The following is a 19404-nucleotide window of genomic DNA, read 5'->3' on the forward strand; positions in this document are numbered from 1 at the left end:
GCCTTCCCACCGCCCCGGAGGACACCCTCATGACCACGCCCCGAACCCCAGCCCGTCCCGCGCGTGCCAAGCAGAAGCGCGGCGAAGGGCAGTGGGCGCTCGGTTACCGGGAGCCGCTGAACCCGAACGAGCGGTCCAAGAAGGACGACCACCCGCTCAACGTGCGGGCGCGCATCGAGAACATCTACGCCCACCGCGGGTTCGACGCGATCGACCCGGGTGACCTGCGCGGCCGGTTCCGCTGGTTCGGCCTCTACACCCAGCGCAAGCCCGGGATCGACGGCGGCCGCACGGCGACGCTGGAGCCCGAAGAGCTCGACGACCGCTACCTGATGATGCGCGTGCGCACCGACGGCGGCGGCCTCACCACCGGGCAGCTGCGCGTGCTCGGCGAGCTGTCGCAGGAGTACGCGCGCGACACCGCCGACATCACCGACCGGCAGAACATCCAGTACCACTGGATCCGCATCGAGGACGTGCCGACGATCTGGTCGCGGCTCGAAGAGGTCGGCCTCACCACGATGGAGGCCTGCGGCGACAGCCCGCGCGGGATGCTCGGCTCGGCGGTCGCCGGCATCGCCGCGGCCGAGGTGCTCGACGCCTCCCCCGCGCTGGCCGAGATCCGCCGCCGTTACATCGGCGACCCGAAGTACGCGAACCTGCCACGCAAGTTCAAGACCGCGATCTCCGGGCTGCCGGACATCGTCCACGAGCTCAACGACGTCTCGTTCGTCGGCGTCGAGCACCCCGAGCACGGCCCCGGGCTGGATCTGTGGGTCGGCGGCGGGCTGTCCACGAACCCGATGCTCGCGCAGCGGCTGGGCGCGTGGATCCCGCTGGAGGAGGTGCCCGACGTCTGGGAGGGCGTCGTCTCGATCTTCCGCGACTACGGCTACCGCCGGCTGCGGTCGCGAGCGCGGCTGAAGTTCCTGGTGAAGGACTGGGGCCCGGAGAAGTTCCGCGAGGTCCTCGAGACCGAGTACCTCAAGCGCAAGCTGATCGACGGCCCGCCGCCGGTGGAGCCGCCGGCCCCGATCGACCACGTCGGCGTGCACCCGCAGAAGGACGGCAAGTTCTACCTCGGCGCCGCGCCGGTCGCGGGCCGCGTCTCCGGCAGCACCCTGGTCGCCGTCGCGGAAGCGGCCGAACGGGTCGGCTCCGGCCGGGTCGCGCTCACCCCGCTGCAGAAGCTGGTGGTGCTGGACGTGGCCGCCGAGCGGGTCGACGCGCTCAAGGCCGAGCTCGCCGAGCTGGGGCTGCAGGTCGACCCGTCGCCGTGGCGGCGCAGTGTGATGGCGTGCACCGGGCTGGAGTTCTGCAAGCTGGCCATCGTCGAGACGAAGGCCCGCGCGCAAGAACTCGTCGCGGACCTGGAGAAGTCGCTCGCCGACATCAACGCCCAGCTCGAAGTGCCGGTCACCGTGCACCTCAACGGCTGCCCGAACTCGTGCGCCCGGGTGCAGACCGCGGACATCGGGCTGAAGGGCCAGATCGTCACCGAAGCCGACGGCCGCCAGGTCGAAGGCTTCCAGGTGCACCTCGGCGGCGGGCTCGGCCTCGACTCCGGCTTCGGTCGGAAGCTGCGCGGGCACAAGGTGACCTCGAGCGAGCTGACCGGGTACGTCGAGCGCGTCGTGCGCAACTACGTGGCCCAGCGGGAACCCGACGAGCGGTTCGCACAGTGGGCGGCGCGGGCCGACGAAAGCGCCTTGCAATGAGCGAGCGGATGACGCCGCTGTACTGCCCCTATTGCGGCGACGAGGATCTCCGGCCGGAAGAGAACGGCGGCTGGCTGTGTTCCGGTTGTCGCCGGGTTTTCTCGGTCAAGTTCCTCGGCCTTTCCCTCCCGGAGGTTTCCCGATGACCGCCACCGCCGACTACAAGACCCTCGCCGAGCGCGCCTCGAAGGAGCTCGCCGACGCGACCGCGGAAGAAGCGTTGCGCTGGACCGTCGAGACGTTCGGCGACGACTTCATCGTCGCGTCCAACATGCAGGACGCCGTGCTCATCGACCTCGCCACCAAGGTGAAGTCCGATGTGGACGTCCTGTTCCTGGAGACCGGGTACCACTTCCCGGAGACGATCGGCACGCGTGACGCCGTCCAGACGGTCTACCCGGACGTGAAGATCGTGAACGCCCAGGCCGAGCAGAGCGTCGCCGAGCAGGACGCGGAGTACGGCCCGAAGCTGCACGACCGCGACGCCACGCTGTGCTGCAACCTGCGCAAGGTCGTGCCGCTGCGCAAGACACTGGCGAACTACTCGGCCTGGGTGACCGGCGTCCGCCGCGTGGACGCCCCGACCCGGGCGAACACCCCGATCGTCACCTGGGACGACCGCAACGGCCTGGTCAAGATCAACCCGATCGCGGCGTGGACCGACGACGAGTTCAACGGCTACATCCGCGAGCACGGGATCCTCGAGAACCCGCTGGTGTCGATCGGGTTCCTGTCGATCGGCTGCGCACCCTGCACGGCTCGCGTGGAGCCCGGGCAGGATCCGCGCAGCGGCCGGTGGGCGGGGCAGAGCAAGACCGAGTGCGGACTGCACGGCTGAGGAAAGGGACGCATGACGACGTTGGAGCCCGCGACCACTGTGCTTTCTGGGGGAGACCCCCAGACCCCCCTGGCACAAGACAACCTGGCGGCCTTGGAGTCCGAGGCCATCCACATCTTCCGGGAGGTGGCGGGCGAGTTCGACCGCCCGGTGATCCTCTTCTCCGGCGGCAAGGACTCGACGCTGCTGCTGCACCTGGCGATCAAGGCGTTCTGGCCGGCGCCGGTGCCGTTCCCGCTGCTGCACGTGGACACCGGGCACAACTTCGACGAGGTCATCGAGTTCCGCGACCGCGTCGTCGAGCGCCACGGGCTGCGCTTGGTCGTCGCGAAGGTGCAGGACTGGATCGACGACGGGCGGCTGGAAGAGCGTGCCGACGGGATGCGCAACCCGCTGCAGACCACGCCGCTGCTCGACACGATCGCCGAGAACAAGTTCGACGCCGTCTTCGGCGGCGGCCGCCGCGACGAGGAACGCGCCCGGGCCAAGGAGCGGATCTTCAGCCTCCGCAACGCCTTCGGCCAGTGGGAGCCGCGGCGGCAGCGGCCCGAGCTGTGGAACCTCTACAACGGGCGGCACCGCCCGGGTGAGCAGGTCCGCGTCTTCCCGCTGTCCAACTGGACCGAGGCCGACGTCTGGAACTACATCGCCCGCGAGAAGGTCGAGCTGCCCTCGATCTATTACGCGCACCGGCGCGAGGTGTACCTGCGCGACGGGATGCTGCTGGCCGAGGGACCGTGGGGCGGCCCGCGGCCGGGCGAGGAGGTGCGTGAGCTGACCGTCCGCTACCGGACCGTCGGCGACGGCTCGTGCACCGGCGCGATCGAATCCACCGCGGCGACCGTCGAAGAGGTCATCGCCGAGGTGTCGGCCTCGCGGCTCACCGAGCGCGGCGCGACCCGGGCCGACGACCGGATGTCCGAGGCGGCCATGGAAGACCGCAAGCGTGAGGGGTACTTCTGATGAGTTCGCTGCTGCGCCTGGCCACCGCCGGGAGCGTCGACGACGGCAAGTCGACCCTGGTCGGCCGGCTGCTGTACGACACGAAGTCGGTGCTGGCCGACCAGCTCGACGCGGTCACCCGCGCGTCCGTCGACAAGGGACTGTCCACCCCGGACCTCTCGCTGCTCGTCGACGGCCTGCGTTCGGAGCGTGAGCAGGGCATCACCATCGACGTCGCGTACCGGTACTTCGCCACGCCGAAGCGGTCGTTCGTGCTGGCCGACACGCCGGGGCACGTGCAGTACACGCGCAACACGGTGACCGGCGCGTCCACCGCGCAGCTGGCCGTGCTGCTCGTCGACGCGCGCAAGGGCGTGATCGAGCAGACCCGGCGGCACGCGGCCGTGCTCGCCCTGCTCGGCGTGCCGCAGCTGGTGCTGGCGGTGAACAAGATCGACCTGGTCGGCTACGACGAGGCGACGTTCACGGTGATCGCCGAGGAGTTCGCTTCGCACGCGGAGTCGCTGGGTTACTCGCGGGGTTCCGTCCTGGCGATCCCGGTTTCGGCGCTGGAAGGCGACAACGTCGCGACGCGCTCCGAGCGGACGCCGTGGTACTCCGGCCCGAGCCTGCTGGAGCACCTGGAGGAAGTGCCGGTCGCGCCCGACCCGCACGACTCGGCGCTGCGGTTCCCGGTGCAGTACGTGATCCGCCCGCGCACGCCCGAGTACCCGGACTACCGCGGCTACGCGGGGCAGATCGCGGCGGGCACGGTCCGCCCCGGCGACGAGATCGTCGTGCTGCCGCAGGGCATCCGCAGCCGCGTCGAGCAGATCGACACCGCGGACGGACCGCTGGCCGAAGCCGGCGCCGGCACGTCGGTGACGCTGCTGCTCGCCGACGACATCGACATCTCCCGCGGCGACCTGATCGCCGCCGCGGACGCGCCGCCGCGCGTCACCGACGAGATCACCGGAACGCTGTGCTGGCTGTCGTCCAAGCCGCTGAAGCCGGGCGCGCGCGTGCTCGTCAAGCACGGCACCCGCACGGTGCAGGCGCTGGTCGACGAGCTGCACGCGCGGTTCGACGAGCAGACGTTGTCCAGCGTGGACTCGCCCGCGTCGCTGGAGCTCAACGACATCGGCCGCGTCACGCTGCGGCTGGCCGAAGAGCTGAGCGTCGACGACTACGGAGTCAGCCCGCGCACCGGCGCGTTCCTGGTGATCGACCCGAAGGACGGCGACACCCTCGCCGCCGGGCTGGTGGGTGAGCGCTTCTCGTGACGCCACCCCTGGTCGCCGTCGCGCACGGCAGTCGCGATCCTCGCTCGGCGGCGACCGTGCGTGCGCTCGTCGACGTCGTGCGCGCCCAGGCACCGGGCGTTCCGGTGCACGAATCCTTTTTGGACTTGTCGGCGCCGTTGGTGACCGATGTCCTGCGGTCGTTGTACGCGGACGGCCACCGGACGGCGGTCGTGGTGCCGCTGCTGCTGGGGAGCGCGTTCCACGCCCGGGTCGACCTCCCGGCGCTGATCGACTCCGTCGTCACCGACTGCCCGGGCTTCACGGTGCGGACATCGGACGTGCTCGGCGCCGACCCGGCACTGGAAGCCGTCGCCCTCGACCGGCTGGCGGCGGCACCGCGCCGCGGGGGCACGGGCGTGATCGTCAGCGCGGTCGGCTCGTCGAACGCGTCCGCGAACGCCGTCGTCGCGTCACTGGCTTCCCGCTGGGAGGAGCGGCTGGGTGTCCCGGTGAGCGAGGCGTTCGCCTCCGCCGCCCAGCCGGACATCCCGGCCGCGGCGGCGGCGTTGCGGACGCGGGGCGCGCGGCACCTGGTCGTCGCGTCGTGGTTCTTGGCGCCGGGCCTGCTGCCGGACCGGATCGCGCGGCTGGCCCGCGAGGCGGACCCGGAGGCCTTCATCGCGGAGCCGTTGGCCGATGACCCGCGCGTGGCCGACGTGGTGGTCAGCCGGTACGCGTCCGCGGTCAGCGGACTGCTCCGCCAGTACGCGTGACACCGCCGGAAGGCGGTTTTTGCCCGTAGGGTGACCGCATGGGGAACTTCGAACTCGCCCAGGTCAACATCAGCCGGATGAAGGCGCCGCTCGACGACGAGTCCTTCCGCGACTTCGTCGACGCGCTGGAGCCGGTGAACGCGATCGCCGACCGCGCGCCGGGGTTCGTCTGGCGGCTGCAGACCGAGGACGGTGACGCCACCTCGATCCGCGCCTTCGAGTGGGACGTGCGGGGCACGTCCGGGATCCTGGTCAACATGTCCGTGTGGACGTCGGTGGAAGCGCTGGCCGACTTCGTCTTCTCCGGCGAGCACCTGGCCGTCCTCAAGCGCCGCCGCGAGTGGTTCCACCGCGTCCAGGACGTGATGACCGCGCTGTGGTGGGTGCCCGCGGGCCACCGGCCGACCACCGCGGAGGCCGAGACGAAGATCAAGCACCTGCGGGTCTACGGACCGACGCCGGAGGCGTTCACGCTGAAGCAGCACTTCTCCCCGGCGGCCGACGCCCGGCAGGGTGAGGCCGATTGGCTGTGCCCCGCGTAACACCGCACCGCGCGGCGGATGTGCAAGGGTGACGGGCATGGCTGACGAACTGGTGCACTACGACGTGGTGGGCGGCACCGCCACGATCACCCTGGACTCCCCGCACAACCGCAACGCGCTCTCGGCGCAGCTGCGCCGCGAACTCTCGGACTCGCTGGCCGAGGCGGCCGCCGACGACGCCGTCCGCGTGATCGTGCTGACCCACACCGGGCCGGTGTTCTGCGCGGGGATGGACCTCAAGGAAGCCCGCGGCGCCGGCGCGGGCGACCAGGGCGTGAACGAGTTCCCTCGCATCCTCGAGCAGCTGTGGACCAGCCCGAAACCGGTGGTCGCCCGCCTCGCGGGCCCGGCCCGGGCGGGCGGCATCGGCATGGTGGCGGCGTGCGACATCGCCGTGGCGGTCCCGGAAGCGACGTTCGCCTTCTCCGAAGTCCGCATCGGCGTGGTCCCGGCGATCATCTCCCTGACGGTCCTGCCGCGGCTCAACCCGCGCGCGGCCCACGAGCTGTTCCTGACCGGCGACACCTTCGACGCCCGCCGCGCGGTGGAGATCGGCCTGCTGAACTCGGCGACCGCCGACCTCGATGCCGAAGTGGCGCGGTTCGTCAAGTCCCTGGCCGCGGGTGGCCCGAAGGCGCTGGCCGCGACGAAGGCGCTGCTGAGCCGTCCCCGCCCGGCCACCCCCTCCGACGGCTTCGAGGAGATGCTCGCCCTGTCGGCGAAGTTCTTCGCCGGTGAGGAAGGCCAGGAAGGCATCCTCGCCTTCGCCCAGAAGCGCAAGCCGAACTGGGTTCCGCAGGACTAAGCCGGGACACGGGCCTGCCGGCGCGGAACCAGCGCGAGCAGGCCCGTCACCCCGCCGCACAGTGCGGCGACCACGTACACCGGAGTCAAACCTCCGGCCTGGTAAGCCATTCCGAGCACCGCGACCCCGAGCGTCTGGCCGAACTGCCGGGTCGTCGTCATGATCGCCGCGGCCATGCCCGCCCGGTCCGGTGGCGCCGCGGACGCGATCGCCGCGCCCATCGCCGGTCCCGCGATGCCGACGCCGATCCCGGTCACCGCCAGCCCGAGCGGGATCGCCAGGACCAGCAGCGACAGGCAGCCGAGCGCGCCCACCAGGACTCCGGCGCCGAGCAGGACCCGCGGCGGGAACCGGTGCAGCACCTTGCCCAGCAGCGTCGACGTCAGGAACGACGCCGCCGCGAGCGGAGCCAGCGCGAGCCCGGCCGCGACCGGCGATCGCGAAAGGCCCAGCCACAGCGAGACGGAGACCAGCGCCGCGAACGTCAACGTCGATGCCGCCACGCAGGCGATGAGCGTGGCGAACCCGCCGTCGCGGAACAGCCGCAGGTCCAGCATCGGCTCGGCCCGGCGCCGCTCCACGACGACGAACCCGGCGAACCCGAGCGCCGAAACCGCCAGGGCCCACCGGTCCACGGTCAGCCCGTGCACCAAGCTCGCGGCGCCGACCGCGAACCACACCGCGCCCGCGACGTCGAACCGGCCCGGGCGCCCCGGCTCGTCCGGCCGCACCGCGCGCAGCGCGAACACCCCCGTCGCCACCGCGAGCGGCACGTTGACGAAGAAGATCGCCGGCCAGCCGAAGTACTCGGTCAGCACGCCGCCCACCACCGGCCCCGCCGCCGCGCCGAGCCCGTTCACCGCGAAGAAGACGCTGATGGCGGTTCCCCGCGAGCGCCCGTCGTAAGAAGCGGCCAGTATCGCGAACCCGGTCACCGCCAGCGCCGCGCCGCCGATCGCCTGGACACCCCGTGCCGCGATCAGCGTCCCGATGTCCGGCGACACCCCGCAGGCCAGCGACGCCAGGCCGAACACGCCGAGCCCGCCGAGGAACACCCGCCGCAGACCGAAGCGATCGGCGAGCGACCCCACCGCGAGCATCAGCACCGCCAGGACCAGCGTGTAGACGTTCGGCACCCACTGCAGCTGCCCCACCGACGCCGTCAGGTCGGCGCCGATCCGGGGCAGCGCCACCGTGACGACGGTGCTGTCCAGCAGGAACAGGAACGAGCCCGCACAGACCACGGCCAACGGCCACCACTTGCGCATCGAAACTCCTTTCGTGTGCCCCGAAAGGTGCCTGCGCAACGTCGATCGCCACCAGAAAAGTCGACGGAACCGCCGGATCCCGTCATCATCTACGCTTGGAACATGGAAACCGTCACCCTCGACGACGTCGACCGCGGGCTGCTCCACGCGCTGCAGCTCGACGGCCGGGCGCCGATGCGCGCACTCGGCCGGGTGCTCGGGGTTTCGGAGAACACCGTCGCCCGCCGCTACCAGCGGCTGCGGACCGCCGGGGTGCTCAAGGTCACCGGCGCGGTCAGCGGCGGCGAAGCCGGCTACACGACGTGGACCCTGCGCCTGCGCACGACACCCGACGCCGGCGCCGCCGTCGCGGACGCGCTGGCCGACCGGTCCGACGTCTCGTGGGTGCACCTGCTCTCGGGCGGCACCGAGATCTCCTGCACCGTCCACGCCCCCGACACGGCGGGGCGCGACGACCTGCTGCTGCACAAGCTGCCGCGCGCCCACCGCGTGACCGCCGTTTCGGCACACGAACTGCTGCACACGTTCGCGCTGCCGGACAGGTGGGGCGGGCTGCACTGCCTGTCCCCCGCCCAGGTCGAGCAGCTGCGCCCGCCGGAACCGGACGGCCCCGGCCTCCCACCGGAATCCGGAGACCAGCCGCTCCTCGACGCGCTGGCCCACGACGGCCGGGCGAGCTACACCGCGCTGGCCCGGGCGACGGGGTGGTCCGACTCGGCGGTGCGGCGCCGGATGGACCTGCTGCGACGGCACGGCACGCTGACCTACCACCTCGACGTTTCCCCGGCCCGCCTCGGGTTCCGCTCCGAAACGCGGCTGTGGCTGGCCGTCGCCCCCGCGCACCTCGCCGAGGCGGGCGAGGCGCTGGCGAGCCACCCCGAGACGTCGTTCGCCGTCGCCACCACCGGCACGACGAACCTCACGGCGATGGTGAACTGCCGCGACGGCCGCGACCTCTACCGCTACCTCACCGATCGCGTCGCCGGGATCCGCGGTGTGCACACCGTCGAGAGCGCGCCGGTGATCCGCACGGTCAAGCGCGCGGGGACGCCGCTCAGGCGTCCGGCAGCACGACCGTGAGCCGCCAGGAGCCGGCGCTGCGGCCGCTCGGGCCGAGTGCCCGCTGCGCGTCCGACAGGACGCTGCGGATGGCCAGGTACGTCTTGGGTTCGGCCTTGCGCAACGCGTCCGAGCCCGGCCAGATCAGCACGTGCTCCCCCGGCGGCAACCACGACAGGTCGGTCAGGCAGTCGTAGAGCGCGTCGAGGTTGTGCCCGAAGTGGTCCGGAAAGGACAGTGCCTCGGCGAAGGCGGCGAGCGTGCCGGCCTTGTCGACGGTCGGCCGCGAGTTCACCAGGTGGGGGTAGGCACCCCGGGCGAACGCCTCTTCCGCGGCGGCCTTCGCCGCGTCGCCGGCGCTCATCGGGCCGGGTCCACGACGACGAACGACGCGTAGTGGTCGCCGGTGTAGTACAGCTCGTGCGCCTGCCCGGTGATCAGCCGCCGGGCGCCGCGGTCGGCGCTGCCCGGGGTCTTCACCGTGAACTCGTGGTAGTAGCCGGACTTCTTGCCGGGCAATCTCTTCTCGCGGTTCTCGAAGACGACGTCGTCGTTGCGCGGGTAGGGGTACGGGCCGCCGGCCTCGATCAGCTTCCACGTGTCCGTGGCCTGCGGCGGCAGCGCGGAAAGCGCCTTCACCGGCAGCCCGGAGTCCGCGCCCGGCACGGCGGCGCCGCCCTTGGCGGGTGTGCTGCTCTTCGCGGGCGCGCTCGCCGACGTGCTCGGCGCAGGGCTCGACGAGCCGCCGCCGAGGTTGTCCTTGACCAGCCAGCCCCCCAGCACCAGCACGAGGAGCCCGATCAGCGCGGCGGTGATCCGCCTTCGGTTGAACATGGTGCGCGAGCCTATGCCGAGGGGTCGGAGTCGTCGTCACGCCCCGGAGCCAGCCGGTGGGCGAAGAGCCCGACGACCTTGTCGAGCACCCACGCGGCGGCCAGGCACAGCGGCACGACGACCACCATGACCAGCACGAACTGCACCGGGAACCAGGCCTGGGCGAGCCACAGCTCGACCCCGTCCCACCAGTCGGCAAGCCCGTTGAACACGGTGTGAGCCTACGCGCGCCCTGCTGCCGCCGCGTGCCAGGGGCGGTACGTTGCAGGACATGTTCGCCGTGTACGCGCAGGAACCCAACGCCGACAGCCCGCTGGACTCGCTCGTCGTGGGCGAGCGTCCCGAACCCGAAGTGCCCGACGGCTGGGTCCGCGTGCACGTCAAGGCGGCCAGCCTCAACATGCACGACCTCTGGACGCTGCGCGGCGTCGGGATCAAGCCGGAGCAGTTCCCGATGATCCTCGGCTGCGACGGCGCGGGCACCCTCGACGACGGCTCCGAGGTGGTCATCCACTCGGTGATCAACGCGCCGGGCTGGCAGGGCGACGACACCCTCGACCCGAAACGCACGCTGCTCACCGAGAAGCACCAGGGCACCTTCGCCGACCAGGTCGTCGTGCCCGCCCGCAACGTCGTCCCGAAGCCCCCGGCGCTCAGCTTCGCCGAAGCCGCCACCATGGGCACGGCCTGGCTGACCGCCTACCGGATGCTCTTCGTGAAGTCCGGCCTGCGCCCGGGGCAGACGATGCTCGTGCAGGGCGCCTCCGGCGGCGTCTCGACGGCGCTGGTCCAGCTCGGCCGCGCGGCCGGGTTCCGGGTCTGGGTCACCGGCCGGACCGAAGAGAAGCGCGCCCTCGCCACCGGCCTCGGCGCCCACCAGGCGTTCGAATCCGGCGCACGGCTGCCCGAGCGCGTCGACGCCGTGTTCGAGACCGTCGGCAAGGCGACCTGGTCACACTCGGTCAAATCGCTCAAACCGGGCGGGATCATCGTGGTCTCGGGCTCGACCAGCGGCCCGGACGCGCACGCGGAGCTGCAGCGCGTCTTCTTCCTCCAGCTGCGCGTCGCCGGCTCGACCATGGGCACCCGCGACGAGCTCGCCGACCTGCTCTCCTACCTCGACCTCACCGGCGTCCGGCCGCAGATCGGCGCGAAACTTTCCTTTTCCGAGGCCCCCAAGGGCTTCCGGGCGATGCTCGAGGGAGACACCGCCGGCAAGATCGTCTTCACCCGCTAGACCACCGCTGAGCTGGGCGGATCGGCTTGTTCCGCCCGGCTCGGCATTCGGTGAATCTCCAACGTACTCAGTTCGAGATCTGGTTGTTAGCCCCGAAAACCGACCAAAACCCAATGGTCGCAAGGTAATCTTGGAGGATGACCGCGACGAAGCGGCCCACTCCGGCTGGACCGGACGGCCGGCCCAGCAGCGACCCGGACCCGATCCGGGTCTCCTTCCGGCGCTACGCCGGCGTCCGCACCCGGGTGCTCGAAGTCGGCGACCCCGAACCGGAGCAGCCGGCGCCGCGCCGCTCGCTGCGCCGCCGGGCGGCGACACCGCACGTCAAGCCGTCCGCACCGAGGCTGGTGCTCCTGCACGGCTACTGCGACAGCGCCGACACCTGGCGCCCCGCCCTGGAGCAGCTCGCGGCCGCCGGAATCCCGGCGGTCGCGGTCGATCTGCCGGGTTTCGGCGACGCGCAGCCGCTGCGGCCGGGCCCGATGCTGCCGCAGCTCGACGCGTTCACCACCGCCGTCGTCCGCGAACAGGCCGTCCTCGGCTCGGTGGTGCTGGCCGGGAACTCCCTCGGCGGCACCATGAGCCTGCGCGCGGCCCAGAACAGCCGCCTGCCGATCTCCGGCGTCGTGTCCATCGCCGCGCCGGGCTTCGTCGACTCGTGGCTGATCCGCGCGGTGGCGCGCTACCCGCTGCCGCTGCGGCTGTACTCGTCCCTGCCCGTCCCGGTGCCGGGGTTCCTGGTGCGCAAGGTCGCCGAGCAGCTCGTCCCGCGGCTGTTGTACGCCGACTCGAGCGTCGCCGACGCCGTGCAGGTGCAGCGCTTCACCGCGCTCTTCCCGGACTACCGCGCCACCAAGAGCCGCCTGGAGCAGGCCCGGCAGCTCGTCGCGGAGCTCGCCGACGCCTACCGCCTCGATTCGGTCGAGGTCCCGCTGCTGGTCGTCGCGTGCGGCAAGGACAAGCTCGTCACCGCGGCGTCCGGGCGGCAGCTGCACACGCTGGTGCCCCACAGCCGGCTGCTCGTGCGCGAGGACTGGGGGCACTGCCCGCAGCTCGACGACCCGGTGGAGGTCGCGGAGCTGCTCACCTACTTCGCGGCGAGCGCGGTCCGGACCACCCAGGCCAAGCGGGCCGCGGCGACGGCGTCGGAGGCCGTGAGCGAAGACACCGCGGCGGGCTGAGCGGCTCACACTGTCTTCACCTCGAGTTGGCGGTAGGTTCCCGCGAGGGCCCGTGATCCGGGCTCTCCACCGACCGTTCGGGAGACGATGATGTCCGCTCCAGCAGGTGCCGGCTCCGGCATCTTCCGGCGCAAGCCGATCGACCAGATCCAGGACACGACCGAAGGCGGCGGCCTGCAACGCACCCTCGGGCTGTGGCAGCTGACCGCCATCGGCATCGGCGGCATCATCGGCGCCGGGATCTTCGCCCTCGCCGGCAGCGTCGCGCACGGCGACGACGCGGCGGGCATCCCCGGCGTCGGGCCGGCCGTGCTCATCTCGTTCCTCATCGCCGGGGTCGCCAGCGCGGCCGCCGCGTTCTCCTACGCGGAGTTCGCCGGCCTCATCCCGAAGGCCGGCTCCGCCTACACCTACGGCTACGCGGTGCTCGGCGAGATCGTCGGCTGGTTCATCGGCTGGGACCTGCTGCTGGAGTACACCGCGATCGTGGCGGTGGTGGCCATCGGCATCTCCGGCTACTTCAACTTCCTGCTCGGCCAGATCGGCCTCGACCTGCCCGCGTGGATGCTCGGCGCGCCCGGCACCGGGCCGGGCCACAAGGTCGACCTGTTCGCCGCGCTGCTGTGCCTGCTGATCGCGTTCCTGCTCAACCGCGGCATCCGCAGCGCCGCCCGGTTCGAGACGGCGATGGTCGGGATCAAGGTCCTGATCGTGCTGGTGGTCATCCTGGTCGGCTTCTTCTACGTCAAGACCGGCAACTACACGCCGTTCGCGCCCGCGGGCTTCGGCGGCGCGGTGACCGGCGCGGCGACGGTGTTCTTCGCCGTCTTCGGCTACGACGCCATGAGCACCGCGGCGGAGGAGTCCAAGGACGCGCAGCGGCACATGCCGAAGGCGATCCTGTACTCGCTGGCCATCTCGATGGTGCTGTACGTGCTGGCCTGCCTGGTGCTGACCGGCATGCAGAAGTACACCGAGATCGACCCGAAGAGCGGGTTCTCGACGGCGTTCAAGTCGGTCGGCCTCGACGGGCTGGCCACGGTGATCGCGATCGGCGCGATCGTCGGCATCCTCACCGTGCTGTTCACGTTCCTGATGGGCGCCACCCGCGTCGGCTACTCGATGAGCCGCGACGGCCTGCTGCCGCCGTGGCTGGGCAAGACGAACCCGACGCGGCAGGTGCCGAGCCGGATGACGTGGATCCTCGGGGGCGCGGCGGCGATCATCGCCGGGGTGCTGCCGATCGGCGAGGCCGCCGAGCTGACGAACATCGGCATCCTGCTCGCGTTCGTCGTCGTCTGCGTCGCGGTGATCGTGCTGCGCTACAAGCAGCCGGACCTGCCGCGGACGTTCAAGACGCCGGGCATGCCGGTGGTGCCCGCGATCGGCGTCGTGTTCTCGATCTGGCTGATCACGTTCCTGCAGCCGGCGACCTGGATCCGGTTCGCGGTCTGGTTCGCGCTCGGCCTGCTCGTCTACTTCCTCTACAGCCGGCGGCACTCGGTGCTGAACCGCACCAACGGCTAGCGGATCCGGTCGAGGCGTGCGGCGGCTTCGCGCGCCTCGACCTTCAGCCGCTCGATGATCACGGCGGCCGAGGCGTCATACGCGAGCGGGTAGGTCTGGCCCGCCCACAGCGAGATCGCCTCGGGGTCGCCCGCCTTCGCCGACGCCTTGCGCACCGGGCCCGCCAGGTTGTTGAGCTGCGGGTACGCGGCCGGCGCACCCTCGGACAGGGCGTCCATGAACTTGTTGACCAGGCCCCGCGCCGGACGGCCGCTGAAGGCGCGGGTGAACGCCGTCTCGCGCTCGGCGAGGGCGAGCGCCTTGCGGTGCGCCTCGGACGTCCCGGCCTCGTCGGCGCGCAGGAAGACGGTGCCCAGCTGGGCGGCCACGGCTCCGGCGGCGAGCACGGCCGCGACGTCGGCCCCGTGCACCAGGCCCCCGGCGGCGATCAGCGGCAGGTCGACCCGGGCGGCGACCAGCCGCAGGAGCGCGAGGACACCGTATTCGGCGCCGCCGCCGGGCCGGCGCGGGTCGTCGGTGAACAGGCTCCGGTGCCCGCCCGCCTCGAAGCCCTGCAGGACGAGCGCGTCGGCGCCGAGGCCGGCGGCCCGGTGGGCGGCCTCGGGCGTGGTCACCGTGATGACGATCTTGCCGCCTGCTTCCTTGAGGCGCAGGACTTCCGACGGGGACGGCGGGCCGAAGGTGAACGACACCACGGGGACGCGCTTCTCGAGCACGACGTCCAGCTTCGCGGGATAGGCGTCATCGTCCCACTTCGGTTCGCCGAGTTCGACGTCGTACTCGCGGGCGAACGCCTCCAGCCGGGTCTTGTGGTCCGAGACGTCGGCACCCGTGTCGGGCTGGGGGACGAAGAGGTTGACGCCGAACTCGCCTCCGGTCAGCTCCCGCGTGCGGTCGATCTGGGCCGCCAGCGCCGCGGGGGTGAGCATGCCGGCGCCGAGGAAGCCGTAGCCGCCGGCCTCGGTCACCGCGGCGACCAGCTCCGGAGTGGTGGGACCGCCCGCCATCGGCGCGGCGACGACCGGGAACGTCAGCTCGTCGAACATGCCACCGAGCGTAGTACTCAGGCGGGGAGCAGCATCGTGTAGAGCTTCTTGATCAGGCCGTCCTCGACGAGCGCGACGTCGATCCCCCGCACGACCGGCGGCCCGCCGTCCGGGCCGAGCGCCCAGGCGAGGTGCCCGAGGTCGTGGTTGACCAGGACCGGGCCCGCGGGCGTGAAGGCGAACCCCGGTGACTGGTCCAGCAGCCCCTTCGCCTTGGCGTTCAGGCTTTCGCGCCCGGTCACGGTGCCTTCGGGATCGGCGAACTCGACGTCCGGCGCGTACGTCTCGGCGATCGCCTTCGCCCGCCGCTCGTCGTCGCGCTCGTTGAACACCCTGAGCAAGTTGGCTTCCATCAGCTCGGCCACTGTCGCCATGCCGCACCCTCCTAGGTCCACGGCCATATTACGTGACATGTCACGTAATACTCAGGGGTGGTCGTCCGGGCGCGGCAGGGTGCCGTGCTCGACCAGGGTGTCGTAGACCCGGTCGAGCAAGGTCGTCAGCTGCGCCAGCTCGGCGGGCTCGAGGGCGTCGAGGAAGGCCCGCCGCACGAACCCGACGTGGTCCGGCGCGGCTTGCCGCAACGCCTCCCAGCCGGCTTCGGACAGCGCGACCGCGGTGGCCCGGCGGTCCTCGGCGGCCGTTCCGGTCTCGACCAGCCCGCGGTCGCGCATCCGCTTCAGGTGGTGCGAAAGCCGGCTGCGCTCCCAGCCGATCCGGATCGCGAGGTCGGTGACCCGCATCCGGCCACCGGCCGCACTGGTCAGCGCGACCAGTACGTGGTAGTCGGCGAGCGACAGCCCGCTGTCCGCGCGCAGCTGCCGGTTCAGCTCGTACTCCAGGCGGAGGTGCACCTTCATGTAGGCGTACCAGGCGGCCGTCTCGGCGCTCGACAGCAGCGCGAACGGCGACCCCGGTGCGAAGTCCCGCGTCACCGCGCGAGCTTAACCACCCAGACTGGTCTAGACCACGGGCGCCGGAAATGCGACGATCCCGGCAGGCGCGACGGCGAGGTCGCGCCCTTCCCGCCAGGAGGTCCCCCGGTGAAGCCTTCCTTCGCGCGGCGGCTCGGCCGCGCGCTCGCCGTGCTGGCCCTGATCGGCGCCAGTACGGCAGCCACCCACCTGACGCCGGCCGCCGCGGCCACGCCGGCGCTGCAGTCGATCGTGCCGGTGCCGGTCTCGGTGACCCCGGCGGCCGGCGTGGCGTTCCCGCTGGTCGCCACCACGAAGATCGTCACCGAAGCGGGTTCGGCACCCGCGCGGCAGGTGGGTGACTACCTGGCCGGCGTGCTGCGGCCCTCGACCGGCTTCGCGCTGCCGGTGTCCGACGCGCCGGCGTCCGTGCCAGCCGACAGCATCGCGCTGCTGCTCGGCGGCGCACCCGCGACCGTCGGCGAGCAGGGGTACCAGCTGGTGTCGACGGCGTCGTCGGTCACCGTGCGGGCCACCACCGCGGACGGGCTGTTCGCCGGGGTCCAGACGTTGCGGCAGCTGCTGCCGGGCCGGGTCGAAAGCGCCTCGGCGCAGCCCGGGCCGTGGAGCATCCCGGGCGCGACGATCCTCGACTACCCGCGCTTCGCCTACCGCGGCGCGATGCTCGACGTCGCGCGGCACTTCCACCCGGTGTCGACGGTCAAGCGGTACCTCGACCAGCTGGCCCAGTACAAGATCAACCATCTCCACCTGCACCTGGCGGACGACCAGGGCTGGCGCATCCAGATCGACAGCTGGCCCCGCCTGACGACCTACGGCGGCAGCACGCAGGTCGGCGGCGGCACGGGCGGCTACTACACGAAGGCGCAGTACACGGACATCGTGAACTACGCGGCTTCCCGCCACATCACGATCATCCCGGAGATCGACATGCCGGGGCACGTGAACGCGGCCCTGGCGTCGTACGCGGAGCTGAACTGCAACGGGGTGGCGCCCGCCCTGCGCACGGACACGGCGGTCGGCTACAGCTCGCTGTGCATCTCGAAGGACATCACGTACACGTTCGTCGCCGACGTCCTGCGAGAACTGGCGGCCCTGACCCCGGGCCCGTACCTCCACATCGGCGGCGACGAAGCTTCGGCGACTTCGCAGGCGGACTACCTGACGTTCATGAACAAGGTGCTGCCCCTGGTCGCGGCGACGGGCAAGTCGGTGATCGGCTGGCACGACATCGCCAAGGCCACCTTGCCGGCTTCGGCGTCGCCGCAGTTCTGGGGCACTTCGACGTCGGACACGGGGGTGTCGACGGCGGTTTCCCGCGGCAGCAAGGTGATCCTCTCGCCGGCGAACAAGGCGTACCTGGACATGAAGTACAACAGCTCGACGCCCATCGGGTTGTCGTGGGCGGGATACATCGAGGTCCAGGACGCGTACAACTGGAACCCGGGAGCGTACCTCTCAGGCGTGGGCGAGGCAGCGGTCCGCGGCGTGGAGTCTCCACTGTGGACGGAAACGGTGGTGACCCCGTCGGACATCGACTACCTGGCCTTCCCGCGCTTGGGCGCGTACGCGGAGCTGGGCTGGTCCCCGTGGTCGGCGCACGACTGGACGGCCTTCCGGACGCGGCTGGGCGCCCAGGCCCCGCGCTGGGTGGCGCAGGGCATCAACTTCTACCGGTCTTCGCAGGTGGCATGGGACACGGGCGGGACGACGAACCCGGGCACGTGCACGGACCCGGCGTGGAGCGCCACGCAGGTGTACACGGGCGGCAACGTGGTGTCCCACAACGGCCACAAGTGGACGGCGAAGTGGTGGACGCAGGGTGAGGAGCCGGGAACGACGGGCCAGTGGGGCGTGTGGACCGACAACGGCACCTGCTGAGCTGAACGGGCAGGCCCGCCCGTGCGGCGGGCCTGCCGGTTAGCCTGGAGCCATGCCGGAAGCGTGCGTGATCTGCGCCAAGCACCGGGGTGCCGGGCCGCTGGTGAGCCCCGTGGTGTGGGCCGGCGATCTGGTCGTCGTCACGCACCGGCCCGGCGACTTTCCCGGCTACCTCTTCGTGGAGACCCGGCGGCACGTCGCGAACATCGACGGGCTCACCGAAGCCGAAGCCATGGCGGTCGCGCGGGCCGCCTGGGCAGGTGCCCGGGCGCTGCGGGCCGAACTGGATCCGGAGTCCGTGCACGCGGCCATCGCCGGGCGGGGCCTGGCCGGGGCGCACTTCCACCAGCACGTTTTCGTGCGGCACCGGGGCACTCCCGCCGAGTTCGGGTGGATGGACGTCGACTGGCCCGGCGCGCCTCGCGAGGACGTCGATCTCCTGTGCGGACGGTTGTCGCCGTATTTCGGCCGGTGAACATCGGACATCCAGGGCGTCAGGCGGGCTAGGTTGGGCCCATGACCGCTGATCTGGAGCAGGTTCGCACGCTGTCGCTGCAGGAGCACGGCCTCGCCACCGTTGCCACGACGCGCGCCGACGGCACCGTGCACGCCTCCGTCGTCAACGCCGGTGTCTTCGACGATCCGGTGACCGGTGCCCCGGGTGTCGCGTACGTCGCCGTCGGCAAGGCGCACAAGCTCGCCTTGCTGCGGCGGGCCGGGCACGCCACCGTGACCTTCCGGCGCGGCTGGAACTGGCTCTCCGTGACCGGTGCCGTGCACCTCGTCGGACCCGACGATCCCGACCCCGCCTTCGACCCCGCCGGCCTGCCGCAGCTGCTGCGTGACGTCTTCATCGCCGCCACCGGCACCCACGACGACTGGGCCGAGTACGACCGCGTGATGGCCGAAGAGCGGCGGGTCGCGGTGTTCATCCGGGCAGACCGGATAATCGGCAATCCCTGACCCCGCCGGCCCCAGGAGTCGTCCCGTTGTCCGAGTCACCGCACCGCGTCACGACGCCGGTCAAGGTCCTCGTCGGCTTGCTCGCCGTCGCCGACGCCGGGTTCGGCGCGGCGCTCGCCACCGGGCTCGTGCGCGGCCTCTCGCCGTGGCTGATCGGCGGCGCCTACGCGGCGACCGTGCTCGCCGCGGTGGTGGCCTACCGCGTCTCCCGTGCGCGCGACCTCAAGCGGGGCTTCGAGGGCCTGCGCGACCTCACCATCGGCGACGAAGGGCTCCGCCTGCCCGCAGGCACGCTGAGCACGCGCCTGGTCCCCTGGCCGGAGATCGCCGAGGTGAGCGTCCGCCGTTCGGCTCGCTTCGGCGACGGCTACCTGCGCGACGCCCTCTGGGTCGACCTAATCACCGGCGGAGGTGTCGAGAGCTCGGTGCAGCGCTACGCGCCGCGCAGCAAGCTCCAGCCGGCGCCACCCGACCGGCGGCAGTTCGAGCAGACCGCAATCCTTTCCCCGGCCCTGTTCGACGCGGTGCTCGACCGGCTCCGGAAGGAACTGCGCCACCGGCAGCTGCACGCCCAGCTCCGCGGCACCCGCTTCCGGCAGGACTGACCGGCG

At 71.7% G+C, this 19404-nt stretch carries 23 protein-coding genes; 16 read left to right on the plus strand and 7 right to left on the minus strand.

The features are described from left to right. Positions 1 to 29 precede the first annotated feature (29 nt). The 8 genes from IE317_RS07155 to IE317_RS07185 are packed head-to-tail and all read left to right on the plus strand — an operon-like array spanning position 30 to position 6862. On the plus strand, positions 30 to 1718 hold the full coding sequence (locus tag IE317_RS07155; protein ID WP_191307508.1) for a nitrite/sulfite reductase: 1689 nt from the start codon (positions 30 to 32) through the stop codon (positions 1716 to 1718). Beyond that, the gene (locus IE317_RS44380) at positions 1715 to 1864 is read left to right on the plus strand and encodes an Insertion element protein (RefSeq protein WP_229902527.1); all 150 of its coding nucleotides are present in this window, start codon (positions 1715 to 1717) and stop codon (positions 1862 to 1864) included. The genes IE317_RS07155 and IE317_RS44380 overlap by 4 nt, the downstream gene beginning before the upstream one ends. Then, entirely contained in the window at positions 1861 to 2556 is a 696-nt protein-coding gene (locus IE317_RS07160) for a phosphoadenylyl-sulfate reductase (RefSeq protein WP_191307510.1), read from the plus strand. The genes IE317_RS44380 and IE317_RS07160 overlap by 4 nt, the downstream gene beginning before the upstream one ends. 12 nt (positions 2557 to 2568) lie before the next feature. Next, positions 2569 to 3519, plus strand: coding sequence for a sulfate adenylyltransferase subunit CysD (cysD, locus tag IE317_RS07165; RefSeq protein ID WP_191307513.1), 951 nt, complete (start codon positions 2569 to 2571; stop codon positions 3517 to 3519). Next, positions 3519 to 4781, plus strand: coding sequence for a sulfate adenylyltransferase subunit 1 (locus IE317_RS07170; RefSeq protein ID WP_191307517.1), 1263 nt, complete (start codon positions 3519 to 3521; stop codon positions 4779 to 4781). Before cysD ends, IE317_RS07170 begins: the two co-directional genes overlap by 1 nt. After that, positions 4778 to 5515, plus strand: a complete 738-nt coding sequence (locus IE317_RS07175; RefSeq protein WP_191307519.1) for a sirohydrochlorin chelatase — start codon at positions 4778 to 4780, stop codon at positions 5513 to 5515. The genes IE317_RS07170 and IE317_RS07175 overlap by 4 nt, the downstream gene beginning before the upstream one ends. A gap of 38 nt (positions 5516 to 5553) precedes the next feature. Next, a complete protein-coding gene (locus IE317_RS07180; RefSeq protein WP_191307521.1) occupies positions 5554 to 6057 on the plus strand; it encodes a DUF3291 domain-containing protein in 504 nt (167 codons plus the stop codon). A gap of 37 nt (positions 6058 to 6094) precedes the next feature. After that, positions 6095 to 6862 carry an enoyl-CoA hydratase family protein gene (locus tag IE317_RS07185; RefSeq protein ID WP_191307523.1) on the plus strand — a complete coding sequence of 256 codons (768 nt, stop codon included), beginning with the start codon at positions 6095 to 6097 and terminating at the stop codon, positions 6860 to 6862. Here the strand turns inward: IE317_RS07185 and IE317_RS07190 are convergent. Further along, positions 6859 to 8130: an MFS transporter gene (locus tag IE317_RS07190; protein ID WP_191307525.1), complete on the minus strand. Its 1272-nt coding sequence runs from the start codon at positions 8128 to 8130 to the stop codon at positions 6859 to 6861. The genes IE317_RS07185 and IE317_RS07190 overlap by 4 nt on opposite strands. A gap of 102 nt (positions 8131 to 8232) precedes the next feature. On the opposite strand from IE317_RS07190, the gene IE317_RS07195 reads away from it, so the two are divergent. Continuing rightward, complete coding sequence (locus IE317_RS07195; RefSeq protein WP_191307528.1) at positions 8233 to 9210, plus strand: Lrp/AsnC family transcriptional regulator; 978 nt, start codon at positions 8233 to 8235, stop codon at positions 9208 to 9210. Here IE317_RS07195 and IE317_RS07200 read toward each other — a convergent pair. Genes IE317_RS07200 through IE317_RS07210 form a run of 3 tightly spaced genes read right to left on the minus strand, consistent with a single transcriptional unit; the run spans position 9185 to position 10235 of the window. Then, complete coding sequence (locus tag IE317_RS07200) at positions 9185 to 9553, minus strand: barstar family protein (RefSeq protein ID WP_191307530.1); 369 nt, start codon at positions 9551 to 9553, stop codon at positions 9185 to 9187. The genes IE317_RS07195 and IE317_RS07200 overlap by 26 nt on opposite strands. Then, complete coding sequence (locus tag IE317_RS07205; RefSeq protein WP_191307532.1) at positions 9550 to 10023, minus strand: ribonuclease domain-containing protein; 474 nt, start codon at positions 10021 to 10023, stop codon at positions 9550 to 9552. The genes IE317_RS07200 and IE317_RS07205 overlap by 4 nt, the downstream gene beginning before the upstream one ends. Positions 10024 to 10034: 11 nt before the next feature. Then, positions 10035 to 10235 carry a hypothetical protein gene (locus tag IE317_RS07210; RefSeq protein WP_191307534.1) on the minus strand — a complete coding sequence of 67 codons (201 nt, stop codon included), beginning with the start codon at positions 10233 to 10235 and terminating at the stop codon, positions 10035 to 10037. Between the two features lie 59 nt (positions 10236 to 10294). On the opposite strand from IE317_RS07210, the gene IE317_RS07215 reads away from it, so the two are divergent. The 3 genes from IE317_RS07215 (at position 10295) to IE317_RS07225 (ending at position 13968) form a co-directional block, all read left to right on the plus strand. Then, the gene (locus IE317_RS07215; RefSeq protein ID WP_191307536.1) at positions 10295 to 11260 is read left to right on the plus strand and encodes a quinone oxidoreductase family protein; all 966 of its coding nucleotides are present in this window, start codon (positions 10295 to 10297) and stop codon (positions 11258 to 11260) included. 137 nt (positions 11261 to 11397) lie between these two features. Next, a complete protein-coding gene (locus tag IE317_RS07220) occupies positions 11398 to 12441 on the plus strand; it encodes an alpha/beta fold hydrolase (protein WP_191307538.1) in 1044 nt (347 codons plus the stop codon). Between the two features lie 90 nt (positions 12442 to 12531). Further along, a complete protein-coding gene (locus IE317_RS07225) occupies positions 12532 to 13968 on the plus strand; it encodes an amino acid permease (protein WP_191307540.1) in 1437 nt (478 codons plus the stop codon). Here IE317_RS07225 and IE317_RS07230 read toward each other — a convergent pair. The 3 genes from IE317_RS07230 to IE317_RS07240 are packed head-to-tail and all read right to left on the minus strand — an operon-like array spanning position 13965 to position 15949. Next, positions 13965 to 15014 (minus strand): NAD(P)H-dependent flavin oxidoreductase, encoded by a 1050-nt coding sequence (locus IE317_RS07230; RefSeq protein ID WP_191307542.1) that lies wholly within the window; start codon positions 15012 to 15014, stop codon positions 13965 to 13967. The two genes, IE317_RS07225 and IE317_RS07230, sit on opposite strands and share 4 nt — an antisense overlap. 17 nt (positions 15015 to 15031) lie before the next feature. Beyond that, positions 15032 to 15388, minus strand: coding sequence for a nuclear transport factor 2 family protein (locus tag IE317_RS07235; RefSeq protein WP_191307544.1), 357 nt, complete (start codon positions 15386 to 15388; stop codon positions 15032 to 15034). A gap of 51 nt (positions 15389 to 15439) precedes the next feature. Beyond that, positions 15440 to 15949, minus strand: coding sequence for a MarR family winged helix-turn-helix transcriptional regulator (locus IE317_RS07240; protein WP_191307546.1), 510 nt, complete (start codon positions 15947 to 15949; stop codon positions 15440 to 15442). A 108-nt stretch (positions 15950 to 16057) separates the two neighbouring features. Here IE317_RS07240 and IE317_RS07245 point away from each other — a divergent pair, with 108 nt between their 5' ends. The 4 genes from IE317_RS07245 to IE317_RS07260 are packed head-to-tail and all read left to right on the plus strand — an operon-like array spanning position 16058 to position 19398. After that, entirely contained in the window at positions 16058 to 17830 is a 1773-nt protein-coding gene (locus tag IE317_RS07245; protein ID WP_191307548.1) for a family 20 glycosylhydrolase, read from the plus strand. 52 nt (positions 17831 to 17882) lie between these two features. Further along, entirely contained in the window at positions 17883 to 18305 is a 423-nt protein-coding gene (locus IE317_RS07250; protein ID WP_229902528.1) for a histidine triad (HIT) protein, read from the plus strand. Between the two features lie 41 nt (positions 18306 to 18346). Further along, on the plus strand, positions 18347 to 18793 hold the full coding sequence (locus tag IE317_RS07255; protein WP_191307550.1) for a pyridoxamine 5'-phosphate oxidase family protein: 447 nt from the start codon (positions 18347 to 18349) through the stop codon (positions 18791 to 18793). 26 nt (positions 18794 to 18819) lie between these two features. Continuing rightward, positions 18820 to 19398, plus strand: a complete 579-nt coding sequence (locus IE317_RS07260; protein WP_191307555.1) for a PH domain-containing protein — start codon at positions 18820 to 18822, stop codon at positions 19396 to 19398. Positions 19399 to 19404 lie beyond the last annotated feature (6 nt).

Origin of the sequence: Amycolatopsis bullii, assembly GCF_014654205.1 — a bacterium.
Lineage (GTDB): Bacteria > Actinomycetota > Actinomycetes > Mycobacteriales > Pseudonocardiaceae > Amycolatopsis > Amycolatopsis plumensis.

What these genes read in the sequence shown, in the direction of transcription:
- IE317_RS07195 (WP_191307528.1), top strand. Translation starts at nt 8,233, where the DNA reads ATGGAAACCGTCACCCTCGACGACGTCGACCGCGGGCTGCTCCACGCG.
- IE317_RS07220 (WP_191307538.1), top strand. Translation starts at nt 11,398, where the DNA reads ATGACCGCGACGAAGCGGCCCACTCCGGCTGGACCGGACGGCCGGCCC.
- IE317_RS07215 (WP_191307536.1), top strand. Translation starts at nt 10,295, where the DNA reads ATGTTCGCCGTGTACGCGCAGGAACCCAACGCCGACAGCCCGCTGGAC.
- IE317_RS07200 (WP_191307530.1), bottom strand. Translation starts at nt 9,553, where the DNA reads ATGAGCGCCGGCGACGCGGCGAAGGCCGCCGCGGAAGAGGCGTTCGCC.
- IE317_RS07225 (WP_191307540.1), top strand. Translation starts at nt 12,532, where the DNA reads ATGTCCGCTCCAGCAGGTGCCGGCTCCGGCATCTTCCGGCGCAAGCCG.
- IE317_RS07185 (WP_191307523.1), top strand. Translation starts at nt 6,095, where the DNA reads ATGGCTGACGAACTGGTGCACTACGACGTGGTGGGCGGCACCGCCACG.
- IE317_RS07180 (WP_191307521.1), top strand. Translation starts at nt 5,554, where the DNA reads ATGGGGAACTTCGAACTCGCCCAGGTCAACATCAGCCGGATGAAGGCG.
- IE317_RS07170 (WP_191307517.1), top strand. Translation starts at nt 3,519, where the DNA reads ATGAGTTCGCTGCTGCGCCTGGCCACCGCCGGGAGCGTCGACGACGGC.
- IE317_RS07235 (WP_191307544.1), bottom strand. Translation starts at nt 15,388, where the DNA reads ATGGCGACAGTGGCCGAGCTGATGGAAGCCAACTTGCTCAGGGTGTTC.
- IE317_RS07155 (WP_191307508.1), top strand. Translation starts at nt 30, where the DNA reads ATGACCACGCCCCGAACCCCAGCCCGTCCCGCGCGTGCCAAGCAGAAG.
- IE317_RS44380 (WP_229902527.1), top strand. Translation starts at nt 1,715, where the DNA reads ATGAGCGAGCGGATGACGCCGCTGTACTGCCCCTATTGCGGCGACGAG.
- cysD (WP_191307513.1), top strand. Translation starts at nt 2,569, where the DNA reads ATGACGACGTTGGAGCCCGCGACCACTGTGCTTTCTGGGGGAGACCCC.
- IE317_RS07230 (WP_191307542.1), bottom strand. Translation starts at nt 15,014, where the DNA reads ATGTTCGACGAGCTGACGTTCCCGGTCGTCGCCGCGCCGATGGCGGGC.
- IE317_RS07160 (WP_191307510.1), top strand. Translation starts at nt 1,861, where the DNA reads ATGACCGCCACCGCCGACTACAAGACCCTCGCCGAGCGCGCCTCGAAG.
- IE317_RS07250 (WP_229902528.1), top strand. Translation starts at nt 17,883, where the DNA reads ATGCCGGAAGCGTGCGTGATCTGCGCCAAGCACCGGGGTGCCGGGCCG.
- IE317_RS07255 (WP_191307550.1), top strand. Translation starts at nt 18,347, where the DNA reads ATGACCGCTGATCTGGAGCAGGTTCGCACGCTGTCGCTGCAGGAGCAC.
- IE317_RS07205 (WP_191307532.1), bottom strand. Translation starts at nt 10,023, where the DNA reads ATGTTCAACCGAAGGCGGATCACCGCCGCGCTGATCGGGCTCCTCGTG.
- IE317_RS07190 (WP_191307525.1), bottom strand. Translation starts at nt 8,130, where the DNA reads ATGCGCAAGTGGTGGCCGTTGGCCGTGGTCTGTGCGGGCTCGTTCCTG.